At 58.8% G+C, this 22370-nt stretch carries 22 protein-coding genes; 6 read left to right on the top strand and 16 right to left on the bottom strand.

Annotated elements, in window-relative coordinates; translation table 11 throughout:
• Position 1 precedes the first annotated feature (1 nt).
• From LRR79_RS06385 to murJ, 10 genes are all read right to left on the bottom strand, one after another.
• Positions 2-538, bottom strand: coding sequence for a pilus assembly PilX family protein (locus tag LRR79_RS06385; RefSeq protein ID WP_231759547.1), 537 nt, complete (start codon positions 536-538; stop codon positions 2-4).
• Positions 538-1506 carry a PilW family protein gene (locus LRR79_RS06380; RefSeq protein ID WP_231759546.1) on the bottom strand — a complete coding sequence of 323 codons (969 nt, stop codon included), beginning with the start codon at positions 1504-1506 and terminating at the stop codon, positions 538-540. The genes LRR79_RS06385 and LRR79_RS06380 overlap by 1 nt, the downstream gene beginning before the upstream one ends.
• 1 nt (position 1507) lies before the next feature.
• Positions 1508-1978 (bottom strand): type IV pilus modification protein PilV, encoded by a 471-nt coding sequence (pilV, locus tag LRR79_RS06375; protein ID WP_231759545.1) that lies wholly within the window; start codon positions 1976-1978, stop codon positions 1508-1510.
• Between the two features lie 14 nt (positions 1979-1992).
• A complete protein-coding gene (locus LRR79_RS06370) occupies positions 1993-2511 on the bottom strand; it encodes a GspH/FimT family pseudopilin (RefSeq protein WP_231759544.1) in 519 nt (172 codons plus the stop codon).
• 193 nt (positions 2512-2704) lie between these two features.
• Entirely contained in the window at positions 2705-3637 is a 933-nt protein-coding gene (gene ispH, locus LRR79_RS06365) for a 4-hydroxy-3-methylbut-2-enyl diphosphate reductase (protein ID WP_231759543.1), read from the bottom strand.
• 33 nt (positions 3638-3670) lie between these two features.
• The gene (locus LRR79_RS06360) at positions 3671-4111 is read right to left on the bottom strand and encodes an FKBP-type peptidyl-prolyl cis-trans isomerase (RefSeq protein WP_231759542.1); all 441 of its coding nucleotides are present in this window, start codon (positions 4109-4111) and stop codon (positions 3671-3673) included.
• A 17-nt stretch (positions 4112-4128) separates the two neighbouring features.
• The gene (gene lspA / locus LRR79_RS06355) at positions 4129-4662 is read right to left on the bottom strand and encodes a signal peptidase II (RefSeq protein WP_231759541.1); all 534 of its coding nucleotides are present in this window, start codon (positions 4660-4662) and stop codon (positions 4129-4131) included.
• Positions 4655-7459: an isoleucine--tRNA ligase gene (ileS, locus tag LRR79_RS06350; protein WP_231759540.1), complete on the bottom strand. Its 2805-nt coding sequence runs from the start codon at positions 7457-7459 to the stop codon at positions 4655-4657. Before ileS ends, lspA begins: the two co-directional genes overlap by 8 nt.
• 97 nt (positions 7460-7556) lie before the next feature.
• Positions 7557-8534 (bottom strand): bifunctional riboflavin kinase/FAD synthetase, encoded by a 978-nt coding sequence (gene ribF / locus LRR79_RS06345; protein ID WP_231759539.1) that lies wholly within the window; start codon positions 8532-8534, stop codon positions 7557-7559.
• Positions 8535-8619: 85 nt separating this feature from the next.
• Positions 8620-10266 carry a murein biosynthesis integral membrane protein MurJ gene (murJ, locus tag LRR79_RS06340; RefSeq protein WP_407665229.1) on the bottom strand — a complete coding sequence of 549 codons (1647 nt, stop codon included), beginning with the start codon at positions 10264-10266 and terminating at the stop codon, positions 8620-8622.
• Positions 10267-10462: 196 nt separating this feature from the next.
• On the opposite strand from murJ, the gene LRR79_RS06335 reads away from it, so the two are divergent.
• The 5 genes from LRR79_RS06335 (at position 10463) to rpsT (ending at position 15089) form a co-directional block, all read left to right on the top strand.
• Positions 10463-10603, top strand: coding sequence for a hypothetical protein (locus LRR79_RS06335; protein WP_231759538.1), 141 nt, complete (start codon positions 10463-10465; stop codon positions 10601-10603).
• A 197-nt stretch (positions 10604-10800) separates the two neighbouring features.
• Entirely contained in the window at positions 10801-11511 is a 711-nt protein-coding gene (locus tag LRR79_RS06330; protein ID WP_231759537.1) for an OmpA family protein, read from the top strand.
• Between the two features lie 254 nt (positions 11512-11765).
• Positions 11766-12458 (top strand): proteobacterial dedicated sortase system response regulator, encoded by a 693-nt coding sequence (gene pdsR, locus LRR79_RS06325; protein WP_231759536.1) that lies wholly within the window; start codon positions 11766-11768, stop codon positions 12456-12458.
• A 23-nt stretch (positions 12459-12481) separates the two neighbouring features.
• Positions 12482-14542 (top strand): ATP-binding protein, encoded by a 2061-nt coding sequence (locus LRR79_RS06320; protein WP_231759535.1) that lies wholly within the window; start codon positions 12482-12484, stop codon positions 14540-14542.
• Between the two features lie 280 nt (positions 14543-14822).
• Complete coding sequence (gene rpsT / locus LRR79_RS06315) at positions 14823-15089, top strand: 30S ribosomal protein S20 (RefSeq protein WP_043320846.1); 267 nt, start codon at positions 14823-14825, stop codon at positions 15087-15089.
• Positions 15090-15306: 217 nt separating this feature from the next.
• Here the strand turns inward: rpsT and proB are convergent, their stop codons facing one another.
• The 4 genes from proB to rplU form a co-directional block, all read right to left on the bottom strand.
• On the bottom strand, positions 15307-16440 hold the full coding sequence (gene proB, locus LRR79_RS06310) for a glutamate 5-kinase (RefSeq protein WP_231759534.1): 1134 nt from the start codon (positions 16438-16440) through the stop codon (positions 15307-15309).
• A 75-nt stretch (positions 16441-16515) separates the two neighbouring features.
• Positions 16516-17721: an Obg family GTPase CgtA gene (gene cgtA, locus LRR79_RS06305; RefSeq protein WP_231759533.1), complete on the bottom strand. Its 1206-nt coding sequence runs from the start codon at positions 17719-17721 to the stop codon at positions 16516-16518.
• Positions 17722-17824: 103 nt separating this feature from the next.
• On the bottom strand, positions 17825-18082 hold the full coding sequence (gene rpmA / locus LRR79_RS06300; RefSeq protein WP_010132157.1) for a 50S ribosomal protein L27: 258 nt from the start codon (positions 18080-18082) through the stop codon (positions 17825-17827).
• A 31-nt stretch (positions 18083-18113) separates the two neighbouring features.
• On the bottom strand, positions 18114-18425 hold the full coding sequence (gene rplU / locus LRR79_RS06295; RefSeq protein WP_231759532.1) for a 50S ribosomal protein L21: 312 nt from the start codon (positions 18423-18425) through the stop codon (positions 18114-18116).
• Positions 18426-18705: 280 nt separating this feature from the next.
• Between rplU and ispB the strand changes: the two genes are divergently transcribed.
• Positions 18706-19668 carry an octaprenyl diphosphate synthase gene (gene ispB / locus LRR79_RS06290; protein ID WP_231759531.1) on the top strand — a complete coding sequence of 321 codons (963 nt, stop codon included), beginning with the start codon at positions 18706-18708 and terminating at the stop codon, positions 19666-19668.
• Between the two features lie 424 nt (positions 19669-20092).
• Here the strand turns inward: ispB and LRR79_RS06285 are convergent, their stop codons facing one another.
• Positions 20093-21442 carry a phosphohexomutase domain-containing protein gene (locus LRR79_RS06285; protein ID WP_231759530.1) on the bottom strand — a complete coding sequence of 450 codons (1350 nt, stop codon included), beginning with the start codon at positions 21440-21442 and terminating at the stop codon, positions 20093-20095.
• Positions 21443-22279, bottom strand: coding sequence for a UTP--glucose-1-phosphate uridylyltransferase GalU (gene galU, locus LRR79_RS06280; protein ID WP_231759529.1), 837 nt, complete (start codon positions 22277-22279; stop codon positions 21443-21445). It lies immediately after the preceding gene.
• Positions 22280-22370 lie beyond the last annotated feature (91 nt).

Raw genomic sequence — 22370 nt, 5'->3', positions numbered from 1 at the left:
ATTACATTGCCCTTCCGTATAGGGTGACAATTACACGCTCGGTACCACCTATGCCCTGTCCGCGCGTAACAATTTTGAAGACCCGGGTATCTTCAAACTCAAGTCCGGTATTCCCGGTACTCAAGTCCACATCAGTCGCATTGGAATCATCAGAAGCGAGTCCTGCCATTTCAATATAAATACGACCTTTCAGGTTGGTGCTTCCATCAGCGCCTTTCATCCCCACATCCCACTCTTGAGAATTCGTGTCTGTCCAGGTGGCATCGGCAAAAATATCATCGGGGCCATCGCCAGCGGCTCGTAACCAACCTGTCGTGCCGAACCCACTAATGTCAGCAATACCATCAATATATGCCTCCCCCTGGCGCGCCATTGACTCGGCAACTTCCAGTGCCACCTTTGCGTCTCTCGAGGCAAAGGTCATTCGCTCACCCATCATCACGCTGCGCGCCCCCGAGACACCGATCATTGTGAGAACCAGCAAAATGATCAGACTTACGATCAGTACTGCACCACGCTGTCTGGAAAATCTATTCATTACATACTCCCACGATTTCGAACCTTGACTGTCGCGACATACAACTTACGCAATTTCCCATCGGTATAAGTAGTTTCGGTTCCGTCTAATTCTGTAATCGTTTGTGTATTCACACCCGCCGGCTCGTCGCTGGTTACCAGTAGCTGTAGTTTTACCGCTGTCACTTGCGCCATATTGTCCAAGTTACTTTCGGCGACCTGCCAAATATCCACAATTCCATCGTCAGAAGTGTCGCGGCCATAACTGACCTGCATATCTTCAATTCCAGGCACCAATTCTTGGGTATTATCATTTTCGTCGCGCATAAACAGGGAATTGCTTCCCGCGGCACCTTCAGCAATAAAGTATGTGCGCTGATATGGCTTTAATATTTTCGAGTCCGCACCGTAACTTTCCTGCAAAACGGCGTCGTGTGAAATAACCCGATTCCCATCACCAAGTGCGCCAGTTACCCCAGAAATAGCGATAACATCGCCTGCGCGACAGTTGGCGATTAGTACTACATCCCCGGCTTCAACAGGACAGTTCTCACTCACCTCGGGCAGTAGTGGATTGGCAGGATCTAGCATGCGTCCCGCCCCTGCGCAAGCATCAACAGAGCTTCCAATTATCAGTACATCAGAACCGGTAGCCACGTCCATTCCGCCTACCTTTGCTCCTGTGATGACGTCATTCAATCCCTGGATTCCATCCGCACCTACAGAGGCTAAAAAACCAGTTTGCGAGTTCCCGATGCTATCTTTCCCTGGCGCACACCCCCAGAAATCCGCCGCACGGATTTCTTTGCTCAGCATATCAACCGCAAAGCGGCCACTTTCCTGAATACGCGAAAACGCGGTTTGCGTGCGCGACGTACTGGTGTTGCTCTGAAAAACTTGCATAACACCTAACAGCAACATTGAACTAAGCAAAACACCTATCATCAGTTCAACCAGTGAAAGCCCTTTTTGATGTGTAATCAATCGCATATCAAAGCTCCACCGTCATCGTAAAATCAGCGTCTTCGGCACCCCCGTCGGTGCTGCCATAGTTTTCGCCGGTATGCTGCTGTTTCCAGGCGACTGTCACTATCACCTCATCTCCATTGCGCTCGATAGTTCCTGTGGAGGCCGGAAGATTTGTCTGTAGTAGCTGCCCCCACTCATAAAGATCCATACTCGCCAAGTCATTGACACTGCATGCTGTTGTGCAGGTCTTCCGAGTTTCACTTCCGTCGACTTCGCCGTCGTAACTCCCCTGCTCCAAACCGCTGGGATTGGCGCGCATGCGCTCAACGATCTCCTGTGCCGCCAGCGCTGCCATATAACGCTGGTTTGCACCATTGCCGTTCTTTAGCGACAGGGTCTGAGTAGCCGCAACGCCAAGCAGTCCAACTGCAAGTACCAGTACCGAGATCAGCACTTCAATTAACGTCGCGCCCTGTTGTTTTCTCATTTTCATTTGCCTCCCTATCCCTAGCTCGAACATGTGGCATTTTTAACCAGACGCACTGATCCGGAAACCAGCATCACCAATTGACGACCGTGATTTCCGGTCCGCTCGTCACACAATCCCAAAGTCAGAATATCGGTGGTATCGGGCTCGCCCCGTGCATTGAAGATAACTTCCAGGTTTGCTGTATCAGTACCGCCAATATCTGAAACCAGCGTCAAGCTGGCATTCTCAATATTAAATACGCGAACTTCTTCACCATCATCGTAGGTATCGTTGTCATTCCTATCTTCAAAGACACTGAGGCCGTTAGCGATATCATCCCCCACGGCCTTTACTCCCACGCGACCACCAAGGCGCACCGCTTCCGCCCGCGCAAACTGAAGCACGCTATTGACTTGATCAGCTGTGGTGACAATACGGTAGTCCTGGATCATGGAACGAAAGGAAGGAATAGCGAAGGCCAGGATAATGCCAAGAACGGCAATAACTACCATTAGCTCAACGAGTGTGAAGCCACTCTGGCGAGATGTTTTATCCATTATTGATCTACTCTGAAAATAAGGCCGCAGCTGACCCGCGACAGTAACGGGCCAGTTCTACTTTGCTTTATATCAATTCGAGAGAAGGATGGAAGTGACTCCGTCACGGCTTTCGTATATCGCCGACAAGCGGTAGTCCAGAGGCGACAGGCGGGCTCAGTGCCCGCCCACTTATTGACCACAGAAGAGCGATTTATCGCAGCTCTTTCGGAAGACTGAAACTGATATTTTCCGGCGTACCCGCCACTTCATTCGGCGCTTCTGCCCCCAGCTTCCGCAGCTTTTGAATCACCTGCTCCACCAAGATCTCCGGCGCAGAAGCCCCGGCGGTAATGCCGATGGTGTTTTTACCCTGCAGCCAGCTGGCATCGATGCAAGCCGAGCCGTCGATCAGGTAAGACTCACTGCCACAGCGCTCCGCCAGTTCGCGCAGGCGGTTGGAATTGGAACTGTTGGGACTGCCGACAACGAGTACCAGGTCGCACTCTAACGCCAGCTGCTTTACCGCATCCTGACGATTCTGGGTGGCATAGCAGATATCATCTTTGCGGGGGCCACGGATATTGGGAAACTTGGCCCGCAGCGCGTCGATTACCCGCGAAGTGTCGTCTACCGATAATGTGGTCTGGGTAACAAAGGTCAGGTTATCCGGGTCCTTCACCGTCAGCTCGGCAACATCCTGCTCGTCTTCCACCAGGTAAATAGCACCGCCATTGCTGGTATCGTACTGCCCCATCGTACCTTCTACTTCCGGGTGGCCCTCATGGCCGATAAGAATGCACTCGCTGCCATCGTTGCTGAATTTACTTACCTCCATATGCACCTTGGTCACCAGAGGGCAGGTGGCATCGAAGACTTTTAAACCGCGGTCGGCCGCTTCCTGCTGCACGGCTTTAGACACGCCGTGAGCGCTGAAGATGACGATCACATCGTCCGGCACTTCTTCCAGTTCATCCACAAATACCGCACCGCGATCGCGCAGGCTGTCCACCACAAATTTGTTGTGGACCACTTCGTGGCGCACATAAATGGGCGCGCCGAATACGTCGAGGGCGCGATTGACGATATCGATAGCACGGTCGACACCGGCACAGAAACCGCGGGGATTGGCGAGGCGAATTTGCATTTTACGCTGTCCTTGACCTGGCTGCCTGACAACTCAGTTGACCGAAGCCACTTCGAGAATTTTTACGTGAAAGAATACCGTCTGGCCGGCGAGAGGATGATTGAAGTCAACTTCCACGTCATCCTCACCAATTTCACGAATCACGCCGGGCAGCTCACCGTCGCCGTTGTCAAAGGAGACTACCAACCCGACTTCGAGCTCCATGTCCGGTGAAAAATGCCCCTTTTTTACCTTCTGAATATTCGACAGATTACGCTGACCGAACCCCGCCTCTGGTGGAATTTCGATTTCCGCTTCATCACCGGCCTGGAGGCCAAACAGGGACTGTTCGAACCCCGGCAGCAGGTTACCGTCACCGACAATAAACGTGGCTGGTTCCCCTTCAAAATTGGAGTCGATCTCGGAGCCGTCGTCCAGCTTGAGGGCAAAGTGCAGGGTTACCCGGCTGTGCTCGCCGATTACATTGTTGCTCATCGTACTTCTCTAATTTTTTACACTTCTGCGCTGCTTTTGCCCTGCTCTTCACTCTTGTCTTTGAAGAACAACAGCTCGATCACCAGCATCGCGGCGCCAACGGAAATGGCCATATCCGCTACGTTAAATACTGGAAAGTGCCAGCTCCCGTAATAAACGGAAATAAAGTCGCGCACATAACCCAACAGCATACGGTCCCACAGGTTACCGAGGGCACCGCCAAGAATCAGCGCCAGCGCCGTAGGTTCCCAGCGCTTGATCGACGGCAAACGCCTGATCCAGACGATCACCACCGCGCTGAAGACCAGTGCGACCGCACCGAAGAACCAACGTTGCCAGCCACCCGCATCGGCGAGAAAGCTGAATGCGGCTCCGTAGTTTTCCGCATAGGTAAATTGCAGCAGTCCGGGGATGATCTGCATGGCCGGACCATACATAAAGCGTTCGACCGCCCACACCTTGGTAGCGATATCGATCACAATCACCACCAGTGCCAGCAGGTACCAGCGCCATGGAGAAGCGAATAATGAAAAGCCACGTGTTTTAGGCATAGTGGCGCACCTCGCCCGCACCACTGACATTCTCCACACAGCGACCACAGAGCTCGGGGTGCTCGCTGTTGCTGCCTACGTCTTCACGATAGTGCCAGCAGCGGCCGCATTTCGGCGCATCCACTTTGTGCACCGCAACACGCAATCCTGCCAGCTCGGTTTCTTCGGCACCGGCGGCATCGGACAGTGGCTGTACCGATGTAGAGGAGCAGATCAGCACGAAGCGCAGCTCATCTTTCAACGCATCCAGTTTCTGCTGCAGTGCCGGGTCGGCAAACAAGGTTACGGACGCCTGCAGTGAGCCGCCGATATGGCCAGCCCCGCGCTGCTCTTCCAGAACCTTGTTCACTGCGGTTTTCACATCCGCAATCGCGTCCCAGAAGGCGCTGTCCATTTCCGCTTCTGCCGGTAAGACCGGGAATTCGTGCCACTCTGCCAGCATTACGCTGTCTTCCTCGGCTCCGGGGACAAACCGCCACAGCTCCTCGGCAGTAAAACTGAGGATCGGCGCAACCCAGCGCACAAACGCATGCACAATATGATAAAGCGCAGTCTGTGCAGAGCGACGGGCAACGCTATCGACCTGCGTGGTGTACTGGCGATCCTTGATGATATCCAGATAGAAACCACCCATTTCCACCACACAGAAATTGTGTAGCTTCTGGTAGATCTGATGGAACTGATAGCGGTCGTAAGCCGCGACAATCTCGTCCTGCAGCTTGGCCGCCTGCTCGATGGCCCAACGATCCAACGCCAGCAGCTCTTCCACCGGCAGCAGGTCTTTGGCGGGTTCGAAACCGGCCAGATTGGACAGGAAAAAGCGCGCGGTGTTGCGCAGGCGGCGATAGGAATCCGCGGTGCGCTTCAGGATCTCGTCGGATACCGCCATCTCGCCACTGAAATCGGTGGCGGATACCCACAGGCGCAACACATCCGCGCCCAGTTTGTTGATCACATCCTGGGGCGCCACGGTGTTGCCGATGGACTTGGACATCTTGCGGCCCTGGGCGTCCACGGTGAAACCGTGGGTCAGCACCTGCTTGTAAGGCGCGCAGTCGTTGATGGCGATGGAGGTTTTCAGGGAAGACTGGAACCAGCCGCGATGCTGATCGGAGCCTTCCAGATACAGGTCCGCGGGGAAACGCAGGCCTTCACGACGCTCCAGTACCGCGTGGTGGGTCACGCCGGAATCGAACCACACGTCCAGGGTATCGGTGACTTTCTGGTAGTTGTCCGCGTCGTCACCCAGCAGCTCTTTGGCGTCCAGCTCGAACCAGACGTCCATACCGCCCTGCTCCACTTTCTGCGCGACTTTCTCCATCAGCGCCGGAGTATCCGGGTGGATTTCCTGGGTCTCTTTGTGGACGAGCAGCGCGATGGGCACACCCCAGGTCCGCTGACGGGAGATACACCAGTCCGGGCTGGCGTCCAGCATGGAGTCGATGCGGGCCTTACCCCAGCCGGGAATCCACTGCACGTCGTCCGCGGCCTTTTGCGCGTGCTCCAGCAGATCATTCTGCTGCATGCTCACAAACCACTGGGGCGTCGCGCGATAGATCAATGGGGTTTTGGTGCGCCAGCAGTGCGGGTAACTGTGCACCAGTTTGTCTTCATGCAACAGCACGTCTTTTTCTTTCAGCAGCTCGACAATCTTGCCGTCCACCTTGTACACGTGCTCGCCGGCGAATACCGGTACATTCTCGCGGAACACGCCGTTGTCATCCACGTAGTTGAGCGTCTCGATGCCGTAGCGTTTGCCTACGTTGAAGTCATCCGGGCCGTGGTCCGGCGCGGTATGTACACAGCCGGTACCGGCATCGGTGGTGACGTGATCACCGAGGATGATCGGCAGCGGCTTGTCGTAGAAGGGATGGCTTACCTTCAGGTGTTCCAGGGCGGCCCCCTGGATTCGACCGACCACGTCGCCGCTCTGGCCCGCCGCTTCCAGTACCGCATCTTTCAGCTCGGCTGCCACCAGCAGACGCTCACCACCTACCTGCACTACGACATACTCCAGGTCGGCGTTGACGGAAATCGCCTGGGAGGATGGCAGGGTCCACGGGGTGGTGGTCCAGATCACTACGGACAGTTCCCCATCGCCGGCGTGGCCACCGGCCGCATCGGCGATGGCCAGCGCAGTTTCATCGGTGGCCGGATATTTCACGTAGATGGAGAAAGAGGTCTTGTCCTGATACTCCACTTCCGCTTCCGCCAGCGCGGAGCCGCCCACCACACTCCAGTACACCGGCTTGAAGCCGCGGGACAGGTGGCCATTTTTCACCACGCCGCCGAGGGCGCGGATGATGTCCGCCTCGAACTGGAAGTCCATGGTGCGGTAGGGGTTGTCCCACTCGCCGAACACGCCCAGGCGAATAAAGTCTTTCTTCTGACCTTCCACCTGCTTGGCGGCGTACTCGCGACATTTCTGGCGGAAAGTTTTGTGGTCCACCTTGACGCCGGCTTTGCCGACTTTCTGCTCGACTTTGTGTTCGATGGGCAGGCCGTGGCAGTCCCAGCCGGGCACGTAGGGGGCGTCGAAGCCGCTCAGGGTTTTCGATTTGACGATGATGTCTTTGAGAATCTTGTTGACCGAGTGACCGATATGAATATCCCCGTTGGCGTAGGGAGGGCCATCGTGCAGGATAAATTGTTCACGACCGGCACGGGCTTCACGAATTTTTTCGTAGAGCTTTCCTTCCTGCCATTTTTTCAGAATCTCCGGTTCCCGGTTGGGCAGGTTGCCGCGCATGGGGAAGTCGGTTTGAGGAAGATTCAGGGTCGCTTTGTAGTCGGTCATTGGCTATCTACTTCAGTTGTAGCTCAGGAGTTTTGCATCGTCAGATTGCGACGGATGCGAAGGGTCAATGGTTTCGCTTGTCCTGATTTACTCGGGCTTAACTTGATGCGCGCTCAGCAAACCAGGCTTTTGCATTTTCAATATCTTCGGCGATTTTCTGTTTGAGAATATCCAATGACTCAAACTTCTCTTCATCGCGCAGTTTGTGGCAGAAGGTCACCGCAATTTCACGGCCGTACAGGTCGCCACTGAAGTCGAACAGGTGCACTTCCAGCAAGGGCTTCGCACCCTCGCCCTCTACGGTTGGGCGGAAGCCCACGTTGGCAACGCCGGCGACTTCCATACAACTGTCGCTCATCGGGCTGCCATCGGTGCGCCTGGCGGTGACGGTATACACCCCCACCAGTGGCGAGCGGTAGCGGTGCAGTCGCACATTGGCAGTGGGCGCGCCCAGCTGCCGGCCGAGCGCGCGGCCCCGGGCCACCAGGCCGGTAATCCGATACGGTTTGCCCAGTAACCGTTCCGCCAGTTCAAAATCCGCGTTTTGCAGAGCCTCACGGATGCGCGTACTACTTACCCGCTCGCCGGCGATTTCCAGGGTCGCGGTATCTTCCACGGTAAAGCCCGATTCGGCACCGGCCTTTTGCAGGAATGCGTAATCGCCGCTGCGATCACAGCCGAAGCGAAAATCGTCGCCCACCACCAGATGGCGCACACCAAGCCCGTCGACCAGCACCTGCCGGATAAACGCTTCCGCGCTCAAATTGCGCAGGCGCTCGTTGAACTGCAGGCACAGCACCCGGCCCACACCGGCCCCGAACAGCGCCAGCACTTTCTCCTTGAAGCGCATCAGCCTGGCAGGGGCCTTTTCACCGGAGAAGTACTCGTGGGGCTGGGGCTCGAAGACGATGGCTACCGAAGGCAGCTTGTTCTCCGCCGCGCGCGCTCGCAACTGGGCGATGATCGCCTGATGCCCCAGATGCACCCCGTCAAATGAGCCGATGGTGGCCACACAGCCCCGATGGCAAGGTCGCAGGTTATGCAGCCCGCGTATCAGCTCCCGTTGCTCGGTCACAGTGTTTCCACCACCCTTCGTCGCCCTTGCAAAATCAAGCGGCGCAGTATACCGGATTTCCATGGCATCTGGGCACCGTCGCGGCTCAGGAAGCCGCGCGAAAGTGCCGCGGTCGCAGGCCACTGGCCGCCAGTATCAATCCGTAAGTGCCCGCGCCTGCCGCAACCAGCGCCGCCATCCGCAGGGCACGCTCCCACCAGGACCACAGATGCCACTCGGGCCAATAGTGCAGAATCCCCAGCAGCACCGCCGCCATCGCCAGATTGGCCAGTATCAGTCGCACCAGAAATCCGCGCCACCCGGCTTCCGGTGCGTACACACCACCCTGCCGCAATCCGCGGTAGAGCAGAAACGCGTTGATCGCCGCCTGCCCGGCGGTGGCCGCCGCGAGCCCCATATGACCAAGCTGGAAGTAGTAGTTGAGCGGGATCACGAACAGAAAGCTCAGCACCATCTTCGAGGCGATGGCTATCAGGCCAAACTTGACCGGTGTCGCCGTATCCTGGCGGGCAAAATACCCCGGCGCCAACACCTTGATCAGCATGAACGAAAGCAGCCCAAAGGTATAGGCGCGCAGCGACCAGGCTGCCATGTCCATATCTCTCGGGGTCATGTTGCCGTACTGGAACAGTACCGTCAGCAGCGGCTCGGCCAGCACAAACAGTGCCACCGCCGCAGGCAGGGCAATCAGGGTGACACTGCGCAGGGCCCAGTCAATGGTGTGGCGGAACTTCTGCGGATCCCCTCCCGCATGCTGGCGGGAGAGGTTGGGCAGGATCACGGTGGCCACAGCCACCCCGAACACCCCCAGCGGCAGCTCGACGAGACGATCGGAGAAATACAGCCAGGTTACCGACCCGGTAGGTAGAAAGGACGCCAGCACCGTATCCAGCACCAGGCTGATCTGGGTGACGGACACGCCAAAGATGGCGGGGGCCATCAACCGCAGGATCTTGCGCACTCCGGGATACTGCCAGTCCCACTTTGGTCGCGGCAGCAGTCCCTGCTGCACCAGAAACGGGATCTGGAATAACAGCTGCACCACCCCGGCCGCCAATACCCCCCAGGCCAGCGCCATAACCGGGGGCTCGAACCAGCCCGCGGCGATGGTCGCCGCACCGATCAACACCAGATTGAGCAGCACCGGGGTCAACGCCGGAATGGCGAAGCGATCGAAGCTGTTCAACATGGCCCCGGCAAAGCCGGTGAGCGAGATCAGCATCAGATAGGGAAAGGTAATCCGCAACATTTCTGTGGCGAGGGCGAATTTTTCCGGCTCATTGCCGCCCCACCACCAGCCGAAGGCGAATATTCCCGTGACCAGGGGCGCGCACAGCACACCGAACAGGGTCACCAGCAACAGCGTGCCACCGAGTGCACCGGCCACGCGGTCATTCAGCTCGCGCACTGCCGCAATCCCGCCGTTCTGCCGATACTCCGCCAGCACCGGCACGAACGCCTGGGAAAACGCACCTTCGGCAAACAGTCGACGGAAAAAGTTGGGGATCTTGAACGCCACGAAAAACGCGTCCGCGGCATCGCTGGCGCCAGTGAGGCGTGCAAATACGATATCCCGCGCCAGCCCCATGACCCGCGATAACAAAGTGGCACCACCCACCACCGAGGTTCCGCGCAACAACCCCCGCTGCGGACTATCTTTTTGAGCCTGCGGTGCCTGCGCGGAGGTCTCCGACTGGGGATTCGGCGTCTGGTTTGGCGAAGATCCTGCCACTTCCCTGATTCCTGCTTGGTGATCACTACATAATGGCCGGCAAGTCTACCGCAATCCACTTTCTCGGCCATCTGGTCTGAGACGGGAACCCTTCCTGTGTTCGAAAAGGCGCCCTACGTTTGGCGCAAGAGGGAACTATACTCAGGTTAAGCAGTTGGCGCGCTACAGGGAGTAGTAGCAATAGAGGAGAGACGGAATGACCATCAACGCGTTATTGATTGCACTGATCCTGGCGGTACTGCTGTACGCCGCGGTCGCTATCGGGCCCCGCCCCCAGCGGGTTCGGGTTCGAATCGATCGGCCACGGGATCCGCGCTACCGGCGTCGCGGGCACTGAGACCGCCTTATTCCAAGAGGCTGAACTGAGTCACAGGGGCGCTCGCCACATTTCGCCATAATTGTTGCGGAATTTGCCCCCGAGGCGCCACGTCAGTGCCTCCTTGCGGGATTTAAATGACACTCAACCGAAGCGGGAAACGCACCCGATCGGAAACAAAGAGCAGTCATTTCAATCCAATCGCAAGGAACACGATCATGAAAAAGTTGTTGATGGCAGTAACCGTAAGCACTCTGACTCTGAATGCTATTGCTTCCGCTGAGGCCGCTACTGACACCGAGAAAGCATTACAGGGCGACCCCCTGACTCCGGCCAAGCAGGCCACCGTATTTACCGGCGCCGCAGTTGCGGGCGCCGCCGTGGGAGGCCCGGTAGGATTTATCGCCGGCGCCCTCGGTGGCGCCTGGCTGGGCGAACAGATCAAGCAAGCAGAAGAGGCAGACATGCTCGCAACTCAACTCACTGAAAGCCGTACCGAACTGGGTAACCTCGCACAGCAGCTGGATGCGGCGCGACTGTCCGCCAACGATGCCCAGGAACTGGCGCTGGAAAGCCTGGAGTTCCAGATGCTGTTCACCACCGGGGACGACGAGCTGCAGGAAGCCCAGGAACAGCAGGTTGCTGCCATGGCCGACTTCCTCAACCGCCACCCGCAGCTGCAGGTACACCTGGAGGGCCACTCCGATCCCCGTGGCAGCGACGGGTACAACAATGTACTTTCCGATCAGCGCGCGCTGAGCGTGCAGCGTACCCTGGAAGCCTACGGCGTAGCCCCCGAGCGTATTGAACGCCGCGCCCTGGGTGCCAGTCAGTCCAAGGCGAGCAAAGGTGACCTGGACGCCTATGCCCTCGAACGCCGGGTAGACATCCACTTCGGCATGCCGGAGACCGTCGCCGGCTCTTTCTGAGCCGCGATACCGGCAAACCGCTTCCCCGTGCCGGTTGCCCGCTCTGCAAAAGCGACAACCGGCGCCTCCAGTGCAACCCTGTAAGCAGTAACCTTGCGCGCAATCTTAAAGCTGCGCGCTTTTTTACACTGAGGGTCCGCTTCACACCAAAAGCCGCCAGTTACTTTTGCCTGCCTCGCACACTTCGGGCATGATTTTCCGCATCGAATTTCAATCATCCGTTTTTTCTCGGCCGGAATCATAACAATACGCCCATGAGCAGCCCCACCATCGCCATTGTCGAAGATGAAATTGCCATCGCGGAAAATTACCGCGACGCCCTGCGCCGCAGCGGCTACCAGGTCAACCTGTACCATACGCGCCCGGACGCTCTGGCCGCCTTCCAGCAGCGCCTGCCGGATCTGGCAGTGATCGATGTGGGGCTGGGCGCCGAAATCGAAGGGGGCTTTGAACTGTGCCGGGAACTGCGCGCCATGGCGCCAACCCTGCCTATTCTGTTTCTGACCGCGCGGGACTCCGAGCTGGATATTATTTCCGGCCTGCGCCTGGGCGCCGATGACTACCTGACCAAGGATATTTCCCTGCCCCATATGCAGGCGCGCATCAGCGCCCTGCTGCGCCGGGTAAGCGTGATGCAATCGACGGGCAGTGACGAGGAGGTGATCACTCAGGGCGACCTGCAGCTGGATGTCTCGCGGCTGCATTGCCACTGGAAAGGCGAGCCCGTGGACCTCACGGTAACCGAGTTCTGGATCGTGCACGCCCTGGCCAAACGCCCGGGCCACGTCAAATCCCGCAGCCAGCTGATGGAAGCCGCTCGCGTGGTACTGGACGACAACACCATCACCTCCCACGTCAAACGTATCCGCCGCAAGTTCCAGACCGTCGACAGCCACTTCGATGCCATTGCCACCGCCTATGGCATGGGCTACCGCTGGCAGGTGTAAACATTCATGGGCCTCCCCGAGAAATGAAGCTTCGCAGCCAGCTGGTTTTACTGAGCCTGTGTACCCTCGCCCTGCCCTGGGCGGGCTGCCAGTATCTGCGCCAGGTGGATGAAGCCCTGAGCCAGGGGCAGATGCAGACACTGGAAGCGACCGGCAACGCCATCGCCGCCCGCCTGGCCAGCGCCCCGGAACTGATTGCCCCGGATCCGCGGCGCACCGGGCGACCACCGGGTGCCCAGCTGTATCTCCATCCACTGGCGCAGGCCCCGGTACTGGACGGCTACGGAGAAGAGTGGCGCGCGCAGGGGCTGCCTCCGAAAGTACTCGACGACCTGCAGGGCAAGCCACAGGCCCGCGTCACCCTCGGCAGACGCGGCGAGCGGGTCTATTTACTGCTCACGGCTCAGGACCAGACCCCCAGCTACCGCGATCCGCGCCTTGCCGGGGTGTCCAACGGCGACACCGTGGAGCTGTTTACCGCGCACCAGCACTATATTCTGCCGGTGGCCAGCCAGGGGCCGGTACAGGCCATGTGGTACAACCCGCGGCGCGGCAAGTACGAGCGTGAACTGCGCATTCGCGGGCGCTGGACCGCCTCTCCCAGGGGCTACCAGCTGGAACTGGCCATGCCGTTCGCCCTCACCGATGGCGAGCTGGCGGTGCGGGTTCTCGATCGCGTGCGCAGCGACGGCGGCACTCCCCAGCGTATCGCCAGCACCCTGCCCGCGGATGGCCGACCGGGGGCATTGGTGGAGCCCTTGCCGGCGCTGCAGCAGGAGCTCGAGCACTTCGCACGACCGGAATTGCAGCTGACGGTGGTCGACCAGGAGGGGTTCGTCCTCGCCCGCACCGGCCGCGACTGGCACCGGGACCGATCTGTGGCAGCTGCTGACGACAACCACAACTGGCTGAGAGACTGGTTTTATCGCCAGGTCCTCGCCACCGGCCAGCTCCCCCCCTTACCCGAAAGTCAGCTCCCCCCGGCCCTGACCCGGAACCGGGAAACTGCCAGCCAGTGGTTCGGCGCCCCCACCACGGATACAAGTGCCACCAGCGACGAACGTATTGGCGCAGTGAGCGTGCCCGTGGTCACCCGCGCGGACAATATTATCGAGCGGCCGCTACTGGGCCGGGTGATCACTGCCCAATCTACCAGCGCCCTGCAGTCTCTTACCGAATCCGCCGCACGCAGACTGTGGCTGACCACCGCCGGTGCTGCGGGTCTGGTACTGCTTCTGCTGCTCGGCTACGCCAGCTGGCTGTCGTGGCGGATCCGCAAGTTGCACAAGGTAGCCCAAACGGCGGTGGACGCCAGCGGCCGCCTGCGCGGCGACTTCCCCAGACCAATTCTGAATGACGAGCTGGGCGCCCTGAACCGGGCCTTCGCCAGTCTGTTGCGCGAGCTGGATCACTATCACCAGTATCTGCGCAGCCTCGCCAGCAAACTCTCCCACGAGCTGCGCACGCCGCTCGCAGTGATGCGCTCGTCCCTGGACAACCTGAGCGCAGGTGAGCTGGACAGCGACAGCCGGCGCTACGCCGAACGCGCCGCCGAGGGTGGCGCGCGGCTGTCGTCCATTCTCAATGCCCTGTCCGCCGCCAACCACCTGGAAGCGAGCATCAACCAGGCGGAACGAGAGGAGTTCGACCTCCACGATCTGCTGCAACTGCTGACCCAGAGCTACGCAGATGCCCACCCCCAGTACGGCTTCACGCTGCGTGCGCCGGAAGGCCCGCAGCTCTACTACGGCGCGCCAGAATTGCTGGCACAATTGCTGGACAAGCTGGCTGACAACGCGGTGAGCTTTGCGCCGGAGAGCTCAGAAATCCGGCTTGCACTGGAAGCGACGGCCAGAGAATACATACTCCAGGTCAGCAACGACGGGCCACCGCTGCCGGAAGGGTTTGAGCAGAAACTCTTTGACTCCCTGGTCTCGGTACGCAATGACGGCGGCAAGGAGGGGCACCTGGGGTTGGGATTACATATCGCGCGCCTGATCGCAGACTTCCACCAGGGGACACTGGAGGCCGCAAACCGCGATGACGGGCGCGGCGTCATCTTCACCTTGGTTTTGCCGCGTTAGCGGTGGATGCGCTGCGCTTATCCACCCTACGATGAGTCACCACTTCGTCATTCCGGGCTTGACCCGGAATCCAGTGCCACGGAGCTGGATGCCGGATCAAGTCCGGCATGACGGGGTTTGACATCAGGCAAGCCATTGAGGCCTATCCCCCCGCCCAGATGGTCACAAACTGGCACCCCAAGCGGTTGACAAACAACCAACGCTGGGGATAATGTCGCGTCCCAAACGGGCCCCCGGCCCGATTGTTCGAGATTTTACAGATTCCAGACAGGAGCAACCGGTGGCCAACTCACCCCAAGCGAAGAAACGCGCGCGCCAGAACGAAAAGCGCCGCAATCACAACGCCAGCCTGCGCTCCATGGTGCGCACCTACATCAAAAAGGTAGTTGCGGCCATTGATGCAGGTGATGCGGAAAAAGCCAAGACTGCCTACGAGGCTGCCGTGCCGGTTATCGACCGCATGGCCGACAAGGGCATCATTCACAAGAATAAGGCCGCTCGCCATAAGAGCCGCCTGAATGCCCAGATCAAGAAGCTGGCTGCCTAAGCCGCCGCTTCCTGAGCACAAAAAACCCCGCTGATGCGGGGTTTTTTATTGCATAAAAGAAACTGCCAGTCGCTGACGATAGGTTTCGATTCCGGTTAAAGCCTTGCGAGACCTTCGAAAACAGGGATGTTTTCGCAGAGCCCCCAACGATGGGTGCACGGCGTGTCTCGCAAGGCTTTAACCGGAATCGAGACCGCCAATAAACCTTGAAGAAAGCCTAAAGCAGAATCAGGTTATCGCGGTGAATCAGCTCGTCGTCGTCGCGATAGCCGAGCAGCTCGACAATCCGATCGGAGGGCTGACCACAGATCTTTACCGCCTCGGTGCTGTCGTAGTTCACCAGCCCCCGGGCAATCTCTTCGCCAGCGCCATTCACGCAGCTCACCAGCTCCCCGCGATAGAATCGCCCCTCAAGCCCGGCAACCCCCACCGGCAGCAGGCTTTTGCCCTGCTCCCGCAACGCCCGCTCGGCGCCGGTATCCAGCACCAGCTTACCGCGCACCTGCAACTGCCCGGCCAGCCAGCGCTTGCGCGCCGTCAGTCGGTCCGCCTCCGGCAACAATAGCGTTCCCAGATCTTCACCGGCCGCCACTCGCTCGATCACCGAATCGGCACTGCCCCCTACGATCAACGTACGTGCGCCGGAGCGCGCCGCCAGTTGCGCCGCGCGCACCTTGGTGGCCATCCCGCCACGACCGAGACCGCTGCGGGAACCGCCCGCCATGGTCACCAGACGTGGATCGGTCGCCGTCGCCTCGCGCACCAGCTCGGCGGCGGGATTATCCCGGGGGTCTTGGGTAAACAGGCCATCGGCATCGGTGAGTATCAACAGTACATCCGCCTCAACCAGGTTCGCCACCAGCGCTCCGAGCGTATCGTTATCACCGAAGCGAATCTCGTCGGTCACCACCGTATCGTTTTCATTGATGATCGGCACCGCCCCCAGCGACAGCAACGTTTTGATGGTGCTACGGGCATTTAGATAGCGGGTGCGATTGGAGAGGTCGTCATGGTCCAGCAGAATCTGCGCGGTACGACAGTCGAATTGTCCGAAGGCGTGCTCATACACCTGCACCAGATGACTCTGGCCCACGGCCGCCGCCGCCTGCAACTGGTGAATGGATTCCGGGCGCTTGCGCCAGCCCAGGCGATCCATACCCGCCGCCACGGCACCGGAGGACACCAGCAATACTTCGATACCCTGACGGCGCAGGGCACTGATCTGACCAGCCCAGTTCTGAATGGCGGCGCGATTCACACCGCGGCCATTGTCGGTTAACAGGGCACTGCCAATTTTAACGACCCAGCGCTTGCTGGCGGCAAGTTGCTGGCGCGACGAGATGGAATCCATTTCTTCCTCATGATGGGGGAGGTGCCCCTGCGGTCAATTCCTTACACAGGATTTTGCGCTGCAGGGGCAGACGACTCAGGGACGATATTCTACATCGACGTCATAGTCATCGTCGTCCCAATCTTCGTCATCCTCATCAGATTCTTTTGCCGCCTTGCGCCTGGCACGCTGGGCTTCACGCAGGTGCTCGATTCGCTCGCGGGCTTCCCGCTGCATCTGGCGCTGGGCCTCCTGCTCCGCCTCGAACAGCTCGCCGTCCTGCTCCTCCAGCTCCTTGCGCTCCTCCAGGTAATCCATCAGCTGACCCGCGAGCACATCGGTGCCCTCGCCGCGAATGGCCGCCACGCGGAATACCGGCCCCTGCCAGCCCAAGGCATTGACCACGGATTGGCAGCGCTCCTCCAGCTCGTTCGCCGGCACCAGGTCGGTCTTGTTGAGCACCAGCCAGCGCTCACGCTCGGCCAGAGTGGGACTGAAGGCTTCCAGCTCGCGCTCGATCGCCAGGGCGTTCTGCGCGGGATCGGAACCGTCGAACGGCGCCAGATCCACCAGATGCAGCAGCACACGACAGCGGGTCAGATGCTTGAGGAAGCGGATACCCAGCCCTGCCCCCTCCGCAGCCCCTTCGATGAGCCCGGGAATATCGGCGATGACAAAGCTGCGGTATTTCTGCACCTTCACCACACCCAGGTTCGGCACCAGGGTGGTAAACGGGTAGTTGGCCACCTTGGGCTTGGCGGCGGAAACCGCGCGAATAAACGTGGACTTACCCGCGTTGGGCAAACCCAGCATACCCACGTCCGCCAGCACCTTCAGCTCCAGCTTGATACTGCGGCGCTCGCCCTCACTGCCCGGGGTCGTCTGGCGGGGGGCGCGATTGGTACTGGACTTGAAGCGGGTATTGCCGAGGCCGTGCCAGCCACCCTGGGCCACCAGCAGCTTTTCGCCGGGCTCCAGCAGGTCGCCGAGGGTTTCCCCGGTATCCACGTCGATGGCGGTGGTGCCCACGGGCACCTTCAGCACCAGATCTTCGCCCTTGGCGCCGGTGCAGTTACGACCGCGGCCGGCCTCGCCGTTCTGAGCCTGATAATTGGGCTGATATCGGTAGTCCACCAGGGTATTCAGTGACTCGTCGGCCACCAGATACACGGAACCGCCATCGCCGCCGTCACCCCCATCGGGGCCGCCCTTGGCGACAAACTTCTCGCGACGGAAGCTCAAGCAACCTTTACCGCCGTTGCCGGCCTGCACCGTAATCGGCGCCTCATCTACAAATTTCATGTCTCTACTTTACCGGGTTGTCCGGTCTTCAGTGTAATTTGCGGCTGATCAATACAAAAAAGCCCCGCGATTGCGGGGCTTTTCGATCGGGCGTGATGACCGCTTAGGCTGTTTCGATAGAAACAAACTTGCGGTTGTTGGCGCCTTTCACCTCAAACTTCACAACGCCATCGGCGGTTGCGAACAGGGTGTGATCTTTGCCCATACCAACGTTTACGCCAGCGTGGAACTTGGTGCCACGTTGACGGACGATGATGCTGCCTGCGGAAACCGCTTGGCCGCCAAAGCGCTTAACGCCCAGGCGTTTACTTTCGGAATCGCGACCGTTGCGCGTACTACCGCCAGCTTTCTTGTGTGCCATGAGTAGTTACTCCTCTTCTGTTACCTGGTGATTAGCCTTTGATGCCAGTGATTTTGACTTCGGTGTACCACTGACGGTGGCCCTGACGCTTCATGGAGTGCTTACGACGACGGAACTTGATGATTTTCACCTTCTCGCCGCGGCCGTGGCTCAGCACTTCTGCAGTCACCTTGGCACCTTCCACGACCGGCGCACCAATATTGATGGTGTCACCGTTCACTACCATCAGAACCTTGTCGAAATCGACAGATTCGCCAGTAGCGACTTCAATTTTTTCCAGGCGCAGTACTTCGCCTTCTTCTACACGGTGTTGTTTACCACCGCTTTCGATCACAGCGTACATATTTCTATGCTCCAAAATGGACGACACGAAGCAGCGGCTGGTCAGGTTAAGATGACCGGTTAGCCAGCATTTTGGGAGCTTGCGCCGTTGATGATTGATACTTCTTCCCGCCGACGGAATCGCCCACAGAGCGGACCGGGTTTGAGCGGGGCGCAGATTCTAATCAATTCGCCCGCTTGATACAATAGCGCACTTTTCGGGCAGGCTTCCTTTCCGCACGGGGCCAAAACCGCTAGGCTTGCCGCCGTAAACCGATACAGAGAAGTATTAAGGACCCTGCATGTTGCCCTTTCATCAGGTAGCCGCGGACGACTTCGCCGCCGTCAATCAACACATCATCGACCAACTGCACTCGGACGTTCCCCTGGTGGAGAACATCGGACACTACCTGGTCGAGGCTGGCGGCAAACGCCTGCGCCCTTTACTGGTACTGCTGTGCAGCCGCGCCGCCGGTTACCAGGGCAGCAACCATATCACTCTGGCGGCGATCATCGAGTTTATCCACACCGCGACCCTGCTGCACGATGACGTGGTGGATACGTCGGATATGCGCCGCGGCCGTCTCACCGCCAACGCCCAGTGGGGCAATGCACCGGCGGTGCTGGTGGGGGACTTCCTCTACTCCCGCGCCTTCCAGATGATGGTGGCATTGCAGGATATGGACATCATGTCCATCCTGTCGGATACCACCAATACCATTGCCGAGGGCGAGGTGCAGCAGCTGGTGAACGCCGGCGATCCAGCGGTCAGCGAAGAAAACTACCTAACAGTTATCCACAAGAAGACCGGCGCCCTGTTCGAGGCCGCTTGTGAGACCGCAGCAGTACTGGCCGGCTGTACTGACGACGAACGGGAATCCCTGAAACTCTACGGCCGCCACCTGGGTTCCGCGTTCCAGCTCGTCGACGATGCACTGGACTACCGGGGTAATTCGGAAGAGCTGGGCAAGAATGTGGGTGACGACCTGGCCGAGGGCAAACCTACCCTGCCGCTGATTTATGCCATGGCAAATGGCACTGCGGAACAGGCGGTGCTGGTGAAAGAAGCCATTGAGCAAAAGAGTTCGGAGAAACTCACCGAGATCGTGGCGGCCATCGAGAATTGTGGCGCCTTGGATTACACCTTTGATCGGGCGAGGAAAGAAGTGGCGCTGGCTCTGGAAAAACTGGAGTTTCTGCCAGACGGTGAGCACAAAACTGCACTCAGGCAGCTTGCGGAGTTTTCGATTCAGCGGACTACCTAACCAAAAAGCCCTGGAGTTATTCCGGGGCTTTCTTGGTTATAGAGGCTTTAATTTCTTGCGGTGGCGGCGGGGCACCGGGGGAAAGGTTTCGAAACCGAGCTAGGCGCCCCCCTGTGAATACATCCCTGTCGCCGACGCTTTCGAAACCTTTCCCCCGGCACCCCGCCTTCGCACTTAACTGTTGCGCTTCGATTCCTTTGCTCTATACGAAACGAAGTAAAAGATTTCACGCTAAGGCTCTGATACCGGGTACGACTTTGCGAGACCTTCCGCGAGAGGGACCTCGCGGAAGAGCCCCCAGGGATGGGTTCACGGCGTGTCTCGCAAAGTCGTACCCGGTAGCAGGGCCGCCACCAGCCTCAACTACGGAGCTCGATAGAACCCAACGACGAGCGCCGAAAACACATCTCTACGAAGCAAATAACTACCCGCGAATCAGGCCGAGCAACTCCTCAGTCTTGGCCTTCATCAACGCCTCATCCCCACGGGATTCAACATTCAGACGCACAACCGGCTCAGTGTTGGACATACGCAGGTTGAACCGCCAATCATCAAAAGCCACGCTCAGGCCATCCACGTGTTCGACGCTGTTAGCGTCGCCTGCATATTTTTCTTCCGCCGCCTTTAACAGTGCTTTGGGATCTTCCACTTTGGAGTTGATCTCGCCACTGCAGGGGAAAGCCCCCATCCGCTCACCCACCAGCTGGGACAGAGACTTGCCACTGCGGCTTACCAGTTCGGCCACCAGCAACCACGGGATCATGCCACTGTCGCAGTAGGCAAAGTCGCGGAAATAGTGGTGCGCGCTCATCTCGCCACCGTAAATGGCATCTTCCTTGCGCATCCGCTCTTTAATAAACGCGTGGCCGGTTTTGCTCTGCACCGGCTCACCGCCCGCCGCTTTTACGATGTCTTCGGTATTCCAGGTCAGGCGTGGATCGTGGACGACATTGGCACCCGGATTTTTGAGCAGGAATGCCTCCGCCAGCAGGCCGACAACGTAGTAACCCTCAATAAAGTTGCCACCTTCATCAAAGAAGAAGCAGCGATCAAAGTCACCATCCCAGGCAATGCCGAAATCCGCACCGCTCTCACGTACCGCTGCAGCAGTAGACTCGCGGTTCTCCGGCAGAATCGGGTTAGGGATACCGTTGGGGAAGGTACCATCGGGCTCGTGGTGCACGCGCACAAACTCGAATGGCAGGTGGGGCGCCAGCGCATCCACCACGCTACCGGCACCACCATTACCGGCGTTAACCACCAGCTTCAGCGGTTTCAGCTCGGCAACATCCACATAACCCAGCAGGTGTTTCACGAAGTCGTCGCGGTGCGCGAACGTGTGCAGTTCGCCGCGCTTTTCCACTTCGCCGAAATTGTTTTCTTCCGCGAGCTTTTTGATATCCAGCAGGCCAGTGTCGCCACTGATCGGGCGGGAGCCCGCGCGCACGAATTTCATGCCGTTGTAATCCATGGGATTGTGGCTGGCGGTCACACAGATACCGCCGTCAAAGTCGCCATGGAAGGTGGAAAAATAAATCTCTTCAGTGCCGCACTCACCAATGTGGTAAACATCGGCCCCCGCATCGCGCAGGCCATTGGCCAGGGCGTCGGTCAACTCGCTGCTGGTGAGGCGGATATCGTGACCAACCACGACGCGGCGGGCGTCGAGAAATTGCGCAAAGGCGCGACCTACTCGATAAGCGACATCCGTGTTCAGCTCATCCGGCACGCGGCCGCGCAGGTCATAGGCTTTAAAACAGGTTAACTCGGACATTCAGCCATTCTCCCCTGGCAGATAGATATTTTGATACACATGGTTGGTGGCTTCGATAAAGCCATCCACCGAGCCGCAGTCAAAACGGCGGCCTTTAAAACGGTATGCAAGAACGCAACCACGTTTGGCCTGCGTCAGCAGCGCATCGGTGATCTGCACCTCGCCGTTTTTGCCCGGCGGCGTTTCACGAATCAGATCGAAGATATCCGGGGTCAGCACATAGCGGCCGATAATCGCCATATTGCTCGGCGCGTCTTCGGCCTTGGGTTTTTCCACCATGTCGGTGACCTGGTAGAGGCCGGGCTTGATTTCGTTGCCGGCAATCACACCGAACTTGTGGATATGCTCCTTGGGCACTTCCTCGACCGCTACGATGCTGCAGCGGAACTGCTTGTAGAGTTGCACCATCTGTCCGAGCACCCCCAGATCATCATTCAGGCACAGGTCATCGGCCAACACCACACCAAACGGCTCATCGCCAATCAGCCGCTGCCCCTGCAGAATGGCGTCGCCGAGGCCGCGCATTTCGCCCTGACGGGTGTAGGAGAAGCTGGCGCTGTCGATCACCTGGCGCACACAATCCAGGTAGCGCTCTTTACCGGTTCCGGCAATCTGGTGTTCCAGCTCAAAGTTGGTATCGAAATGGTCTTCGATGGCGCGCTTGCCGCGACCGGTAACAAAGCCGATCTCGGTCAGTCCCGCCTCGATGGCTTCTTCGACCCCGTATTGCACCAGAGGCTTGTTGACCAGCGGCAGCATTTCTTTGGGCATGGCCTTGGTGGCGGGCAGAAAACGCGTCCCGTACCCGGCGACCGGGAAAAGACATTTTTTGAGCATGACACTCCCCTCATTAATATTCGTGCCTGGGAACCTGTGGCAGCATCTGGCCATTTCCCGAAACGCCGAAAGTTATCACAATTCTGTTGCA

This window comes from Microbulbifer elongatus, from assembly GCF_021165935.1.
GTDB lineage: Bacteria > Pseudomonadota > Gammaproteobacteria > Pseudomonadales > Cellvibrionaceae > Microbulbifer > Microbulbifer elongatus.
Note: the sequence above shows the minus strand (reverse complement) of the source record. Positions and strands in the feature narration are given on the sequence as shown.